This is a genomic window from Dietzia sp. B19, from assembly GCF_014145155.1.
Taxonomy (GTDB): Bacteria; Actinomycetota; Actinomycetes; order Mycobacteriales; family Mycobacteriaceae; genus Dietzia; species Dietzia natronolimnaea.
Genome location: NZ_JAALED010000576.1, coordinates 4,254 through 19,847, shown reverse-complemented (window position 1 = coordinate 19,847; position 15,594 = coordinate 4,254). Strand labels below are relative to the sequence as shown.

Here is a 15,594-nt window from a genome sequence, read left to right as displayed (position 1 = left end):
GCCCACAGCACCCGCAGCGGCAGCTTGTTCTTGCCCGTGCGCTTCTTCACGGTCGCCGCCACGTCGAAGGCCACGAACTCCGCCGACGGCGTCTTGCGCCCATCGGTGAACAAGGCGTCAATCTCCTCGCCGCTGAGCGCCTCGACCTGATCGACGGCGGTCAGCCCGTGCTCGCGGCACACCTTCCTCGCCTTCGCGACCGTGCGGTGCGAGCAACCCGCGATCGCCTCGATGTCCCGGTAGGACCTGTCCTGCAGCAGTAGCGACATCACCAATCGGTAATCAGTCACCCGTGCCTCCTGTTCGGATCCACGCGCAGCCTGGTTGCCACGCGTAGAACCGACACGAGCACACGATGACCGGCACCGCTATCCGATGCTCATACTCGCGCTACCCGATCATCAGAACTCTGCTTTCCGAAGCACGTCCCTAACAGTATCGCCCTTTGGCTGGGCGTCCCATTCTGGCAATCGTAGTCTTGCCGAACCGCGTTCCCTCCCAATTCGAGTTCGGCGGGCCAGCCACCGGTTGGTCGACAAAGACGAGCGCACTGGGCTTCTCAGTCCTGATTGGCGTTGTGATGGTGCTTCCGGCTTTCCTGACTTCGCCCCTGGTGCTCCGGTCTCCCGGGGCTATCAGCGCGCCCAACCGGGAGTGGTGGTCAGCCACCCCGTTGCGGCTTGGGGGTGGGCACATCAGCTTCCCCCACCATCTAGCTTCTCCGCTAGGGTGCGGACCCATCGTGAGGTCTGTGACGGATGCGTCAGGCGCACCACGTGCAACCCGGGGAACCGTTCCGTCAACATCGGGATTACTGGCGTGAGTTTCTTTCGGGTGCGCCATCCCCAACGCAGAATGTGGTCTTCGTCGGTGAGGGCTTTCCAGAGCGGCGGCTCGTAATTCTTGCTCCAGAGCTCTACGCGTTGCAAACGTCGGCGGACCGTCCGACGGATAAGGCGGGCCATCTGGATCCTGACGGGGTAGTCCAACCACAAGACAGTGTCTGCCCGAGAGACCATCAGTGGTAGAGCTTCGCGGTACTGCAACTCGACGGCCCAGGAAGGCCCAGAAATAAGTTGCCTGACATCTTCGAGGAACGTCTCGCGTGGCGTCCAGTTGGCGCCGTGGTACAGGCTGTCTATCTCAACCCGAGGGCACTGCAGAATCTCGGCGAGCTCATCGCACAGTGTGGTCTTTCCTGAGCCGGAAGCGCCGGCAACGGCAACACGCTCGGGCGTCCAGGTGATCGGGTCGTCTGCATTGTGCATGGTTTGATTATCCGTGCCTCGCGTACAAGTAGTACGTCGGCACAGGCCTGCAACTCAGGCTCTGGCACGACCGAAGGCTCTGTGCAGATGTGCGTCGCACTAGACGATCTTCTAAAGCGACGCCTAGCTGGGATGTGGGCTGATGCTCGATTCTGGAGGGGCGGGCCAGGCGGGCCGACGGCGTAACTAGCGTGGCGTATCCATACCGCTTGACACAGCCCAAACTGCTCCCGAGGCAGGTCGCGCCACGGGTTCGAGAGCGGTAGACGATCGCCTCGACCACTATGCGATTGTCACGAAGCGGACGCCCCTGCCGCCCCTGTTTGGAGGTCAGCAGTGACTCGATCCGCTCCCATTGCTCATCGGTGAACCGGCGCAACTTCGGCTTCGTCTGTGCCATCCGGGTACCGTCTCACGAGCTACCACTCAGGTGTATTGGGAGGCGGCGCCAAGCGGAGTCGGCGAGCCAGGTCGGAGACGAAGACTCCGTCTGGGTCGATTCGATCCCGTGTGATCTGCCATTCCCTGAGCCGCGGATACATCGCGGCGACGCGCTCGGGGGTTGTTCGTGAGTCTTTAGCGAAGTAGAGCCGGCCACCAAGGGTGAGGACACGCTCGTCGAGCTCATCGCAGAACCGGGCTAATCCATCCTTCATCGGGAAGTCGAGACTGAGCATGTACCCCGGTTGTGGCCAGGACAGCGGCGCAGGATTGCCCTCGCCCATGCGCTTGAACACGTTCAAAAATGACCTATGGCCGGACTCGGCGATCGTTTGGACGACGCCGGCGAGCTGCTGTTCGGCGCCGAACGGAACCGAGAACTGGTACTGCAGGAACCCATTCGGCCCGTAGGCCCTGTTCCATTCTCCCAGGAGGTCCAGCGGGTGGTAGAACTGCGTCAGATTTTGGATGGTTCCCCGACCGTGTTTCGGGTACATGCGATACGCGGCCTCGGCGGCGACCCTCGTTGTGAACCGGTTGACCATCCCGCTGGGGAAGATGTCCGGGACGGTGAACAGTTGCGGTGCGTTAAATCGCAGGGGGTCCCGGCGAAGCTCGGGCGGAAGCTGATCCAGGGTGGCCAGCGACCCGCGGGTGAAGCCCGCGCGGCCCAATTTTGAGCCGGTCGAGATCATATCTGGCACTGACATCGAGTAGTCGTAGCCGTCGTCGGAACCACCGGTTAGCAGTTCCATCGTCTCGTCGAGGTTGCCCGTGCGGTCGTGGTCAGCGATGAAGTATGCGGTCTCGGTGTGCTTCATCCGCACACGTGCCCGGACCACGATGCCGGTTAGTCCCATTCCGCCGACTGTCGCCCAGAACAGGTCACAATCCTCGCCGGAGGGAGTCAGTGTGCGGACGGATCCGTCAGCGGTGAGCAGGTCGATGGATTCAACATGATTGCCAAAGCTACCGTGCGAATGGTGGTTCTTACCGTGAATGTCGGCGCCAATCGCACCACCGATCGTCACCTGCCGTGTCCCAGGCAGTACCGGAATCCACAGACCGTGAGGGAGCGCCGCGCGCATAAGACTGTCCAGGCTGACGCCCGCATCGAGATCAACAACCCCTGAGTCGGGGTCAATGTGGTGGATACGACGCAGCGCCGTCATATCCACAACGAGCCCGCCCGCATTTTGCGCAGGGTCACCGTAACTGCGCCCCAGCCCACGGGCAATCACTCCGCGCGGACCAGCTTGCCGCACTGCCTGGGCGATTACCTCAAGGTCTGGGGTGGACAGCACATCTGCCGTTGTCGCTGCGCATCTGCCCCACCCGCTCAGAGAACGCCTCTCGGTCCTGAACTCGGCCGTCATAGTCATCCAGGCAGAATGTCACGCAACCAGGCACCCTGAACACTCTTCGGTCGAGGGCTGTGGGCCCGCTCCGCTCCCACTGCTCGCCAGCGAACCTCCGACACCGAAACTTCGGCGACGCCAGTTAGTCACTGTGCCGCCCTCGCAGCGCCCCAACCGGTCACCGTGATTGAGTCCCGGATGCGAGAGGCAATTGCCGCGGGGCGGCCCTGGGTCCAGTGGAAGCTGCTCCTCTATAAGCCCCGCGAACGTCAGGAGTCGCTACCTACTGGTTCAACCCTCGAAGCCGGCCTCACCTGTGCATGTGCGCTCGGGACAGTGGCGTCAGCTTCACAGCGAGATGCGGCCTGTGTTGCCGTCGACGGTGACCACCGACGAAGGGAGGAGGAGTTCGGTTGCTCGTGGGACGGAGAGCACGGCGGGTATCCCGACTTCCCTGGCGACAATGGCTGCATGGGAGAGCACTCCGCCTATTTCGGTCACCACTGCCGAGGCGATGGTGAACAGCGGTGTCCACGCGGGGTCGGTGTGGCGGCAGACCAGCACGTCCCCGCGCTGGACCTTGGGGAAATCGCCCGGTCCGCGGATCAGGCGGACCGGGCCGGAGGCCACTCCTGGGCTAGCCGGCTCTCCGAAGATGGTGGCATCGCCAGAGGCTATCGGGGACGGTGCTGTGGAGTCAGGGACGCTCGCGGTCACGGGTCGGGCTTGAAGGATCCATGTCGTGTCTTCCGTGATGGCCCATTCGATATCTCGGGGACCACCCAGCGTGGTCGACACCTCCTCGCCGAGCGTGTGAAGGCGCAGAACATCGCGGTCGGTGAGACAGAGTTGCTTCTGCTCTGCTGTGGCTGTGGGACGGGTGAGGAGATGCTCGTCGTAGCGGTCCGTGCGCTCGGCCTTGAGTCCTGGTCGGCGTTCGACGATGCCAGAGTCTCTGACGCGCCAGGAATCGGGAGTGACATGGCCCGCGACGAGCCGTTCTCCGATGCCCCACGAGGCTTCGATCACGCTGGTGGTGCCGGTGAACATGACCCCGGAGACGGTGGGATCCACGAACCGTTGGACGAGCACGGCCATGTCACCTGGTGTCTGCCGAAACTGGCGAGCTCGGTAGGCGGCAGCGCGCTCGCTCCACAGTGAGGCCCAGCACCTGAAAATCGCTTGGCATACCTGCTCGGTTCCGCGCACGGCAAGGAAGCTGTCATGCTGTCCGGCGGCGGATGCGTGGGCGTCGTCTTCAGCGATCGAGGATGAGCGCACGGCTACGTAGTCAGTCGGTGCCCCATCGGTGATGCGATCCAACGCCCGAGAGACGTCATCGACAACCGCGCCCGGCAGGCGAGCGCGCAGGATTCGTGATCGACCCTCCTCGGCGTCATCGGCGGAGAGTTCGGTGAGGTCAAGGGCGGTGGCCGCGGTTCGGTAGATGTTTGCTGGCACCACGAAGCCGGTAGGCACTGTGAACCCGGCCCGTGTCAGCTCGGCCAAGGGGGCTGCTTTGCCGCCGCCGATCGGGTGGTCGGCGTCGATGAGGTCCACGATGGTCATAACTGCCTCCCGCCGGCAAAGCCTGTCCACCGCAGTTCGGCGGGCAGGTGGGACATGTCGTTGACCATCACCACGCCAGGCGGTTCCCCGTCGGTGTGGTCAATCACCGTGAGCCCGGTGTTAGCTACACCGGCCAGCGACATCCATCGGGAAGGTGGGGCACTGAGTGCATCGCGCACCATCCAGGCGATCGGATACGCGTGGGTCACGGCTACCTCGTGCGTCGGGCGCTGTGCCCGGGTGTTCGGTCTGCCGAACCGTTCCACCAGACCGTCTGCGGTCCTTCGACCGGCATCGGCTTCGCTGCGGTCGTAGCCGTCGAAGAATCCCACCCATGAGGGTGAGAGCTCCTCGCGGTCAGGGACGAACGGGACATGGTCGACGAGTTCGGCAGCCTCATCGACGAGGACGCGCGGCATTGCCGCTGCGATGATCCGAGCACTTTCGGCTGCCCGTGGGAGCGGGGAATGCCACACGACGTCGATGGGCAACCGGGCGAGACGCTGGCCGATCAATCGTGACTGTGCCCGACCCTCATCGGTCAACTGACCCCAGGCGTCGGCCGCCCCGTGGCGCACGAGATAAACAGTGCGAGCAGCCATTACCGTCCTCCTTGATGGGGTTCCGTGGAGCGGTCACGGCCGAGACTGGACAGCAGGTCCTGGTGGAGCTCGGCCCACACTGTGTGGCACGAGAGCCGGCCCACGCCGGCCACCCACTCGTGGTCACCCGCGCAGGCCTTTTGCAAGGCCGCCGAGAATTGTCGGGGGTACCGGTTGAATCGCGGGAGTAGGGCGACCAGCTCGGCCATGAGGCCGTGGAGGACATCGGCCAGGTCCGTCAGCTCCCGCAGCACCGCCGCACTGCTGTCCTCGCGTTCAGGGGCAGAGTGAAGCTGCCACTCGGTGACCACCCGAACGAGGCGGGAGTTGGCGCTGCTCTCGAAGTCCTCGGTCACGGAGTAAAGAACAGTGCGCGCGCCGGAGGCCTCAAGTTCCTGCTTAAGCAGTTCGCCGTCGCGGCACTTACCCGCTTCAGTGAGAATCCAGCCGCCGGAGTCAGCGAACGTCATGCGTTCAATCAGATGCTGCCGCTGAAGGACGCGCAGGGTGTCACCGATAATGTCGGCTGGCAGGTCGACGCGGTCCGCGACCGCCGCAGTGTCCGCGAATCCGGCGAGGCGGACCGTGTGAAGCACCAACAGTTCCTCATGGGACTGCCACGTCTCGGAATGTTCAGCTGTCATTCTGGTTGCTCCGCGTCGTCTTCGGCCTGGGCGCGAGTCGACACCCGCTGAAAGCGCTGCTGAGCCGCTTGCGGAGACTTCACTCCCAGTTGCTTAGCGATGTCGGGCCAGGTCAGCCCCTCTGCCCTCGCGATCAGCATCAAACCTGACTCGAGGGCATCCAGATCAGCTCGTGCCGACGCCAAGAGGGCCAGCGCGGCACGCACATCTTCGTGAGACGCTTCGCCAACGACTGAATTCGCTCGCCACACGGCAAACCGCAACAGCGTCACATCGTCGGGCATGCTCCCTGGTGGCAGCCAGGGAGGCGCAGGCAACTGGTCGGCACCAGACTTGCCCAGTCTCCGCCGCGCGGAGTCCACCTCGTTCAACTCATCGAACTCATTCGGAACAGTAGGGCCCATGCCGCAACCATGACAGTATCAACATCTTGTTGTCAACATACTATTGATTGGGTTTCTCGCGCTTCACCAGTGACAAACCCAGAGACCTACGGCCGAGTCCGCGGGATGACCCGCCCCGAGCGCTCCGCCAACCCACGGTAAGGCCGACACGCCCCATGGCTCGTGAAGCGGGAAGGGTACAGGTCAGCGAGTGACGCTCGAACATAAGTGCGATCATTGCCGGATGACGTGCCTGTTCAGCGACGCCTACCCGCCTACCTACTGCCCCAACGGTCACCCGTTGGGCCCCGACCTTGTTCTAGTCGGGTGGGATTCACACCGGCGACCACCTAGTCGCGTATGGGAGTGCCGCACCTGCGAAGCGGTCATTCACGCCGATCCCTCCGGGGAAACGCGCCTTCCCTACCGGAAGCTATAACCCAGCCGAAGACCACGACACTACGTGCTTCCTGATCGAAGGGGCCACTCCGGCGAAGACCGTCGTGCGAGGTGCGGCCGTCAATGCCGAAGCCGCTCGGATGCCCAAGTCTTGTGAGCCATGCGCAGGCCGAGTGACGTTGTCCACTGGGGGTGCGCGCGACGGAGCCGCGTATAGACGGATTTGAAATTCTTGGCATCGAGCAGGTCGCTGATGAGCAGCATCTCGAACGCGGCGGTCTCGATCATGTCGACAGGCCTCGAGTAGCCAACAAGACCTCGAGCCCCCGTTGTTCGGCAGAAATCGATGAGTGTCTCATCTGGCGAGGCCAGGACCTCGCATCCTCCAAGATAGAGGGTTTTGCCTTCCGCTCTGCCACTGATGATCTCCGCGAGACTCTCCAGAGTCACCTCATCGCCTCCGACATAGAGCGTGTCCCGACTACCGTGGAACGCGAGCATGCCCAGCTCATATCCAGGCATAGCGCGACCGCTGGGGCCCAGCCATTTGTCCAGGTAGTACTCAAGCTCAACGCGCGTGGCAACATTCTTGTGGATCACTCTGGCAGCCTCGAACGACTCGAGACAGCGCAACGCGGGTTCGATCGTTTCAACGCTGTCGAGGCGATCTCTCCACGGTCCCTCGAAGCACACGAGTCCGGGGGCGCGAGAGCTACTTCGTTGTGTCATCGGCGATCCTTAGCATCGTGTTGACCGTCATTAGGAGCCGTTTTTCCTGCGGAACGGTCGGGATCAGACAGCTAAGCCTTCTGAGAGGTGATACGTACCCTAGTTATTCACTCTCGTTGCGGCCTGGCTACCGCGCGCCCCAACTCCGGGCTCTGCCTCGCAAGGGACGATGACGATCGTCGGCCAAATCGCGGAGAACGCCCAGTTCGCCTATTGCCAAGACGTTGCAATGCCCCATACGTCGTCCGTCGAGCTCGGTTTGACGAAGAAGTTGTCCTGTTTCACGGGGCACCCTATCCGTTGTTACCAAGCCGGCGGTCGAGGTTCGCTGCAGCTCTGAATATGTACCTCGAGATGGGGCGTGGCATCCCGTTCGCGTCCAGAAACTCCTGCAGCGACAGTGGCACGGGAAACTTGCGCCAAGTGTAAAGGAACGAGACGACATCGCCGGGCACACGGTCACCGATCCCTTCAAGAAGCTGCAGTTCCTGGAGCTGGAGGACCGTAGGCCGCGCGACACGGCCTTGGAACTCTGCGAAGACCTGCTGCGCCCGCAGACCGTAGTCGAGCTCGGTCAGCATCGAGCTCGGGGTGCCTGAATTCGGTACCACTACGAACGGGATAAAATTAGCCTCTGGCTGCGGTTGACCGGAGATGCCGAGTCGGCGGACCAGCTGCATAACCGATGCGAACTGCTTGAACTTGCCGGCGGTCAGGACCCTATTGGCGTCCGCATTGTAGGCTTTTCCGCTGCCGAGGCCCTGAGCGAGCTTGGCGTTCAGACGATGGTGTGTCGCGTCCACGAGGATCGCGACCGATCCGGCTCTTAAAACCCAGTCGCACACCGAGGGCTTCCGCCCCTTCTTCTCAGTCCACTGAGCTTCCAGCTCAGGTTCCGTGATCAGCGCGTCGATACTCGCGCTTCGTGCCGCGATGCGGGCGAGGGTGTCTCCCACAATCTTCTCGAATTGGTAATTGATCGCCTCGTTGAATCGCTTCGCTCTCGCCTCGTCGCCCTTGTCCGTGAACGCTGCCGCGACGTCGAACTGCACGGGGTCGCCGAAGAAGCGTTCAATGGCCCACACTGCGCGAAGGATCAGGAGATTGCCATCTCCGAGGTGCAGGAACGGATAGCGGGTGAACGTGTACCGCTGCAGTTTGACGTCCCCGGTCGCCCGGTCAGCCTCCAGCTGTTCGCGGTATCTGGGCAGGTCTAGCGACATGTTCTCAATGATGAAAGTGCGCACCTTCTCGTCGTCAGCGAGGTCGTCGGGTCTGATGACTGTCTGGCCGGTGGCAATCTCCCGGTCGATCGCGGCACCCGCGCGGAAAATTTCGTCGAGGTCGATTCCGGTGGCGTCCGCGAACGTAACGGCTGGGGTCGCCCCAAGGGAGTTGTCGACCCGGTCAGCCCACGGTGAGAGCCAGAAATCGACGGCGTCAGCTTTGAGGCACTCAATCTTGCGCGGCATCGAAAACAGCATGTTTGCTGTCTGATCATGCAGGAACTCGTGCGAGAAGGCGACCAGATCCTCCGTGGCCATCGCCTGAAACTTCGCGTCGAGGGCAGCCATCTCAGCGGAGGTCGAAAAATTCGATTCGAACTCCGTATGCGCCTGCTGTTGGGTAGCGATCGAAATCAAAAGGCGCGCCATCTCGTCGGCCGCCAGCGTCTTTGCGCCGGACGAGTCCGTTTCCAGGAGTTCGCGCATGAGCTGAGCGGTGGCCTGCGGGACAGCGAAGACCCTCCCTTTGCTGACTTGAGCCCGCACGGCTGGCACCCAGTCACCCGCGGCGCGAAGAAGTAGCTCAGTATGCAGCGGCTTCAAGCTCAAGTTCGCGGCGGACGCGGTATCCCACTTCGCCTGAAGGTCAGCTACCCGGCGGAGGGCGTCAGCGACGTCGATCTCCGCCAGGAGGGCTCGACGTTCGTCCTCACTTAAGGCGCTGATTGCCACCTCGCCCGCGCCGAGGATCGTTGGCTGATTCTGTTGTATCGACCGAAGTACCGGTCCCGCCTCGAGAGGTAGGCCCGTCAGGTCCGGCATAGGGAGTGCGTAACCCGCGTTAGCCTGCCGGTGCCCAGTCGGCTCGATACCCAACCTGCGTGCTCTTCGTGTTCGCCTGTTCGCCATCAGGCAAATATTCCATGACCGACTGGCCGAGGTCGGGCCTTGCGGCGCGGCACCAGACTGCATTGAACACACCAACGGATGCCGCCGCGTAGGTGGGAGTCGTGTCAGTAGTGTGCGTCAGACTGGTGGTTCTAGTAGTGACCCAAGATCGGAAGTGGACGGTTGGACGAGGCAGAGTTCGCCAGGCACGTGCAGCTGGGTCACGAAAACGCTCGGATCATGGAGCTCGCTGCGAATCACTGCCGGCAGATGCGGTTCGTGGAGTCCGGCGGCCATGGGTTGCTGGAGGAAGTGTCCGGGCTACCGTTGAACTCGCGGCGGGTGGAGTGCCCAGTCGCCATCGGGAACATGTCTGGGATGCAGTTGGGCCAGGTGACTTTCGGGTTCTACGCCGAGCACTGCGTGGGCTGCGACGTGCGGGACCCGACCGGGCGACTCCCGAACCTGGAGACCGAGGCTCGAGCACGGCGGCAGCAGGTGGAAGCCCAGGAAGCCAAACGGGCTGAGGAGCTGCGGGTCAGGGGAGTTGCGCGAACTGGGCGGGTCGAGAGACGGCAGTCCCTGCGGGCGACCGCGGACCCGGCGACCGCAAGTCTCCTGGACGACCTCGATGTTATCGATCCGGACCCGGCGGTTGAGGTCGATGTCGACGCGACGGCCGCGGCGCAACTCAGGTTGACGACGGTTGCTGGTCGTGCGGCGCACCGGTTCGATGAGCGCATCATTGACGAGCTGTTCGACGCGGTGGAGAGCGTCGGGCTTGCTGAGCTCTTGGAGCCGTTGCGGCACTTGACGCGGAGACGCCCGGAATTCGCGGAACGACTGGTGGGGGCCGCGTTGGTGGCGTTGGGGACGTTCCCGTCGCTAGAGGCGGGCCGCTGTCTGACCGATCACCCAGACCTGGTGGCCGCCGGGGCGGTCGATGATGCGACCATCTGGGCGGTCGTGACATTAGCGGGGTCGAAGACTGGCGGTGACTATGGTTTCTCGGGTCCGATGCCGGTGGTGCAAGCGAACGACCCAGGTCCGTTGCGGATTATCGCGGACCTTTGTCCCGATAAGATGGTCGCACAGCTGAATGCGATGCTGCCGCGGCCACCGGTGACGGGCATTATTGTGAACCCAGAGCACCAGCCACGGCAGGTCTCCGACTTCGACCGGTGGGCCGCCGCCGGCGCTGTGGAGCATCTCGCAAGGACCCACCTTGAGCTAGCTATCCAGCTGTTGCCGTATCTGGCCGTTTCTCTCGGTGTTCCACCCGAGGACAGCTACGACCCCGGCACGGTCGGTGCCGCCGAGAGAGCACTTGCCCAGATTTTCATCGCCGCGCCGGTCAGAGTAACCGAGCTAATGGAGGATGCGGGTCGGTACGCGTCTGAAGACACTCGCGACAGTATCGTCAGCTCGCTCCGACATGCCGTGGACCTGGTGGACTCCGAGTACGTCCACCGTCGCACCAATGACCCGGTGACGACGGCTAAAGAGCGGGAGGCGGTCACCGATGCGGCATTCGCGTTCCTCCTCGCCCGGACCGATGAGTCGTGGGGGCACAAGGTGACGTTCTCGGCGGCCGAATCCATCGAACATATGGGCCGCTGGCACCGCGACGCCCTCGCCGGACACCTAGACGCGACCCTGGGTGCGTTTGTGAACCTGACCCGGCACCGGCCCAGCAAACACAAGAGCACGCTCACTTCAACAGCTGCACCGGACCCGCTGGCGGGAATGGAGGCGTGGGCGCGCAAGACCAGCCTGTTTCAGTCCGGACGACGTCTACTGAACGCGATCGAGTACGCGTCATCGACCGACCCGTTCGACGTGTGCGACACGATCACGACACTCATCACGAGTGAACGTGACAGCGACCTAGGGCCCGAGGTCGTGCACCAGCTCCTAGCGACCCTCGGCGAGGTCGGCCGCCTCCACGGAAACCAACCGCGGGTGCTCCAGGCCATCCTTCCAACTCTCCACACCTATCTGGTCGATGCCGATCCGGACCTTCGCGCCGCCGCGCTGGAAGCCTGGACGGCCATCGGCGAAACCCACGCGCTCCCGTCGACCGTTGCCGATCTGCTGCCGGCGCTCGTCTCAGACGCGGACGTCGTGATGGTCGATGCTGTCCTCGCGGCCGCGTGCCGGCTCCCGTGGCCCGACCAGGAGTCCCGGAATCGTTTGGCGCTGCACGCTGCCACGGTGGCAGAGGTCATTAACGTCTCAAAGCACTTTGATACGTTCCTGAGCTCGCTCTCGGCTCTGAGACGCAACGTGCAGAACCTCGCTGCGCTCGCCAAACTGGAGAAAAAAGCCCTAGCGCGGATTCCGAATCTCGAGTGGCATCAGGCGATCAAAGTGACCGAGCAACCGTGGCAGCCGGATGCACGAGTTGCGCCGGAGCTGGCCGTGTTGCGGTTAACGCTAGCACCGCGGAAAACCTACGGACTCCGGCACCACGGCGAGGCCGAAAAGGCACTCAACGGGCTCCTCGACTGCGGCGCCGGCCTCGTCGATCTCCCAGCGGCCGACGTCATCAAAGCCGGGGTGGCGCACTGTCCGGAGTCGCCCTACGGGTCGATGGAGTACGCCGAGGTCCTTGCCCGAGCAGAACGCCGGACTGATGTCGTCGCGCTGCTCGAGGGCGCGCTCGCTCATATCCCGGATGAGCCTGCGCGCAGTTCCCAACGTGCCCTGGTCAAACTGGCGGCCGCGGTCGCACGCTTGCAGCTGACTCTAGTGCCGGACCTACCGGACGTCGCGAACGTGCGCGAGGCGGTCAACGAAGTCGGGCAGGCGATCGGCATCTGCTTGGGCCACTCCAAGGACGACCTGAGCTGGCTGCAGCCGTTCGCGAGCGCCGCCGCGGTCCGCGCCGCGGTCGTCTGCACGTTGCTCAACATTCCGAGCCCGACCGAGGTCACCGCCGGGATCGCGGACAACCCGGCCGAACAGTCGGAAACCGAGCCTGTCGAGCCGATCGACCCAGCAGAACAATTCAAGGCGCGCGCGAAACGGTTGCGTTACCTAGCGGCCGCACTTCAGCGCGGGGGGAGATTCAAGGGGACAGCGACCCATGACGGTATCGCCATCACCGCGCGGCTGCTCGACGCTGTCACCCACCTCCTCGACGCTGAGGGCGCCGACCTGAACGCCGACGTGATCCAGGCCAGCGCGCACCGGACCGCAGTAGCACGCCGCGCTACAGCCATCGACCTAACCACCTATCGTGGCGACGATCCGCTTCTCCCCCGCGCCCGAGTCTTAAAAACCCTGCTTGCGGCAGTTCCCGACCCGGCCGCACCTCTCGACCTGGGCATGGTTCTCACAGCTGTGGCAGGTCTCCCGGCGCCGTTGCTGTTCATCCGCTCACTCGAACGCCATCACAGACTCGAGCCAAGGGCGACGTCCGCCGAAACTGACTCCGACAGTGCGGCGGTCGCGGTCGCCCTGGTGTCTATCGACGGAAATCTACTCACCGGTCCCGCCATCGTCGACCCGGCCCTCACTCACACCCTGACCCTGCAGATACAAACCGACCCGTGGCCGGAATGGGTCGAACGATTGGACGCGGAACTCATCAGCACCCTGAACGACACCGAGCTCCAGCGGCCCGCGCTCACCTGGCAGCGCCACCATCACACCAGTGACCCTGACACCTACGAGGGAACTGGGAGTCTCCACGTGCGGTACGCCGTACCCATAAACCAGCACGCACCACCGGTCCTGGTGCGCCTTACTTGGCGCGGCACCGTTGAGCACGGCAACCTCAAGAGCCAGCCCCTTGACGTTGCTGGCCACCGTGAGTTCCGAGTTCGCCCCTACGACCCGGCCCGCGACGCCACCACCCAGTACGAGGTGTTCGACGAGCACCTGTTCAGCATCTACGAGAAGCTCGCCGCCGCCAGCTACCCACACAACCAACTTCAACCGTTCGCCCGACTACTCAACGCCATCTCCCGCGCCGGGCTCGCCATGACCTGGAACAAGAAGTACCGCCGTGGCCAGTACGTGAGAGAACGCCAATTCCACGACGATCTCCACGCCGCCCTCCTCGCCGACACCACCCTCGGAGGCCGAGTCGAACGCGGTACCGCACTCGGACACGGGTACCTCGATACGCGGCACGACGGCATAACCGCCGAACTCAAGGTTGCGCGAGATCAGCCGGTAACTCCCCAGTCCGCCACCAAGTACATTGGCCAACCCACCCAGTACGCCGCCGCCGACGGAGCTCGCCTCTCCATCCTCGTCATCCTCGACATGAGCCCGAAAGTTCTCCCCATCGGCACCCCTGAGAACTACCTTTTCGTACTCGACCCGAAGCAGCACGGGATGACCGACCCGCACTCGCCGAGCATCGTGGTCACCCTCGTCATCAATGGGAACATGCCCGTGCCCAGCAGCTGGTCTCGCCGCAAGACGCCGACCACCTACAACTAATGACCCGCCGTGAACCCGGTGACCGCTCCGCCGAACGGCACCGGCGGGGTTCGACTGCGCGGGCACGACAGGTCCGCTTACAAAGCAATCAAATTCGCGCGACTGCAGAGTGAGCTGCCCCGAGTGCCGTTGGGAGAGAAGAGCAGTGACCGAGGTCGCGCCCCTGTTGCAGATTCTGGAGCCACGCTGCCCCCAGGTCGAACAACGCAGCTCGCTCGGCAAGCGCGCATGCAGCTGGATAAGCAATCGAGTCCGCTTCAACCCGGTGCCCTCACCGCTCGGTGAAAAACCCAATCGGTTTCAGAATTCAACCAGGCTCGAGAGACTGTCCGTATGGCGGACGAAGAGAACAGGCGCGAGGACGTCGCATTTGCGGAGCTCGACAGCGGAGACGCCGTCACCGTTATCAACCCCTACGCAGGCGGGGGCGGTGGTAGCACGCTCGGACACCGAATCGCGACCAGCTACCTCGCAGACCTTCTCCTCGGGCGCGCACGACCGGAGACCGGCAACTTACCGGTGGCCCGGATAGCGTTCCAAACCAATCCGACCGACGAGGTCGACGACCTACGGGTCGAAGCCGAAGCGGAGGGCAAGCGGGTCGTCCTCCACCTCGCTGCCCGTAGAGCGCCCCAATTCGTTAAGCGCCACAAGAAGACCGCTGCGCTCATTGCCACCCTCCTGAACCAAATCGACACATTCGAGGAGGACCAGGACGCCTTCGTCGCGGTTGCTTTCTCCGGACTGACGCCTGCGCATCGAAAGGTTCAATTACTCACATCACTGGCGCGGGGCAACGCAGACGAAGCGGCGGTTCATGCCCAAATTCACGAACCAGGTCGACACAGCGGACTCCCCAACCGCTACTTCCACCTGACTGAACTCGTGAAGCTGGCGCGCCCAGCCGCGACGGACCGCGAGCTCCGCGACCTGGTCTGGTCTCTCCTCAACCGGCTCTGGGTTCTGGATTTCAGAGTTGAGTCCGGGGACGAAAGCGGCTGGGACGACATCGCTGAGCGCCTCAACCCGCTTGCGCGAGCAGGCAGATCCGGCGAGGACGTGCGCAATGCGCTGCACTCGGCGTGCGCGACCCAGTACGACCAGGAAGGCACCGTGGTAGACCGCACGGTGGTCCGACGCACCATCCACCCCGTTCTGGCGCCCGACGCGAGCCGGTCGACCGCTGCATGGGCGCAACTAGACATTGAGCAGAAGTCGGCTAAGGTCGCCGTTCGGCACACGCTCGCAGGGTCAATGAAGATGCCGCGCAACAGCTTGCGCTCAGCGCTCCAACTGGAGATCGTCGGTGCAGCGACTTCTATCCAAGCCGTTTTAGTCCTCGGAGAGTCAGGCACAGGCAAGAGCGCACTCACCCTCTCGGCCGTCGAGCAACTGTCGACCGCATACGACGGATTCGAATACGTCGTCCTGAACCTCCGCCGCACGCGGGACAGCGTCGCGGCGCTCTCGGCCGACCTTGGTATGCCGTTCGCGGACGTGCTGAGAGAGGTCTCTGCTGACGCCCGTGTCCTGGTTGTGGACGCGGCGGACGCTGCGCTTGAAGGAAGAGGGCCGCTCTTGCGTGAGTTTGCGGCGGCAGCTCATGACGCCGGGCTCGGCTTGGTGATGGCC

General features: G+C 63.6%; 10 protein-coding genes and 1 pseudogene. 2 read left to right on the top strand and 9 right to left on the bottom strand.

What is annotated here, in order from left to right:
- The 9 genes and pseudogenes from G6020_RS17380 to G6020_RS16555 form a co-directional block, all read right to left on the bottom strand.
- Positions 1 to 290, bottom strand: a pseudogene (locus G6020_RS17380) (IS21 family transposase); the annotation flags it as partial.
- A gap of 405 nt (positions 291 to 695) precedes the next feature.
- Positions 696 to 1,268: an AAA family ATPase gene (locus G6020_RS16595; RefSeq protein ID WP_182611343.1), complete on the bottom strand. Its 573-nt coding sequence runs from the start codon at positions 1,266 to 1,268 to the stop codon at positions 696 to 698.
- A gap of 419 nt (positions 1,269 to 1,687) precedes the next feature.
- Positions 1,688 to 3,091 (bottom strand): FAD-binding oxidoreductase, encoded by a 1,404-nt coding sequence (locus G6020_RS16585; RefSeq protein WP_206682251.1) that lies wholly within the window; start codon positions 3,089 to 3,091, stop codon positions 1,688 to 1,690.
- Positions 3,092 to 3,415: 324 nt separating this feature from the next.
- A complete protein-coding gene (locus G6020_RS16580; RefSeq protein ID WP_182611340.1) occupies positions 3,416 to 4,636 on the bottom strand; it encodes a PEP/pyruvate-binding domain-containing protein in 1,221 nt (406 codons plus the stop codon).
- A complete protein-coding gene (locus G6020_RS16575) occupies positions 4,633 to 5,238 on the bottom strand; it encodes a histidine phosphatase family protein (RefSeq protein WP_182611339.1) in 606 nt (201 codons plus the stop codon). The genes G6020_RS16580 and G6020_RS16575 overlap by 4 nt, the downstream gene beginning before the upstream one ends.
- A complete protein-coding gene (locus G6020_RS16570; protein WP_182611338.1) occupies positions 5,238 to 5,834 on the bottom strand; it encodes a transcriptional regulator in 597 nt (198 codons plus the stop codon). The genes G6020_RS16575 and G6020_RS16570 overlap by 1 nt, the downstream gene beginning before the upstream one ends.
- Before the next feature lie 44 nt (positions 5,835 to 5,878).
- Complete coding sequence (locus tag G6020_RS16565; RefSeq protein ID WP_206682250.1) at positions 5,879 to 6,166, bottom strand: hypothetical protein; 288 nt, start codon at positions 6,164 to 6,166, stop codon at positions 5,879 to 5,881.
- Positions 6,167 to 6,784: 618 nt separating this feature from the next.
- Positions 6,785 to 7,393: a hypothetical protein gene (locus G6020_RS16560; RefSeq protein ID WP_182611336.1), complete on the bottom strand. Its 609-nt coding sequence runs from the start codon at positions 7,391 to 7,393 to the stop codon at positions 6,785 to 6,787.
- Positions 7,394 to 7,686: 293 nt separating this feature from the next.
- On the bottom strand, positions 7,687 to 9,441 hold the full coding sequence (locus G6020_RS16555; protein WP_182611335.1) for a hypothetical protein: 1,755 nt from the start codon (positions 9,439 to 9,441) through the stop codon (positions 7,687 to 7,689).
- A gap of 306 nt (positions 9,442 to 9,747) precedes the next feature.
- Here G6020_RS16555 and G6020_RS16550 point away from each other — a divergent pair, with 306 nt between their 5' ends.
- Positions 9,748 to 13,962: a hypothetical protein gene (locus G6020_RS16550; RefSeq protein WP_182611334.1), complete on the top strand. Its 4,215-nt coding sequence runs from the start codon at positions 9,748 to 9,750 to the stop codon at positions 13,960 to 13,962.
- 333 nt (positions 13,963 to 14,295) lie between these two features.
- Positions 14,296 to 15,594: hypothetical protein (locus G6020_RS16545; protein WP_206682249.1), on the top strand; the 1,299-nt coding region annotated here is incomplete at its 3' end.

Coding starts and splice junctions, on each gene's coding strand:
- G6020_RS16595 (WP_182611343.1), bottom strand. CDS start 1,268: ATGCACAATGCAGACGACCCGATCACCTGGACGCCCGAGCGTGTTGCC.
- G6020_RS16585 (WP_206682251.1), bottom strand. CDS start 3,091: ATGACTATGACGGCCGAGTTCAGGACCGAGAGGCGTTCTCTGAGCGGG.
- G6020_RS16580 (WP_182611340.1), bottom strand. CDS start 4,636: ATGACCATCGTGGACCTCATCGACGCCGACCACCCGATCGGCGGCGGC.
- G6020_RS16575 (WP_182611339.1), bottom strand. CDS start 5,238: ATGGCTGCTCGCACTGTTTATCTCGTGCGCCACGGGGCGGCCGACGCC.
- G6020_RS16565 (WP_206682250.1), bottom strand. CDS start 6,166: ATGCCCGACGATGTGACGCTGTTGCGGTTTGCCGTGTGGCGAGCGAAT.
- G6020_RS16560 (WP_182611336.1), bottom strand. CDS start 7,393: ATGACACAACGAAGTAGCTCTCGCGCCCCCGGACTCGTGTGCTTCGAG.
- G6020_RS16555 (WP_182611335.1), bottom strand. CDS start 9,441: ATGCCGGACCTGACGGGCCTACCTCTCGAGGCGGGACCGGTACTTCGG.
- G6020_RS16550 (WP_182611334.1), top strand. CDS start 9,748: ATGGAGCTCGCTGCGAATCACTGCCGGCAGATGCGGTTCGTGGAGTCC.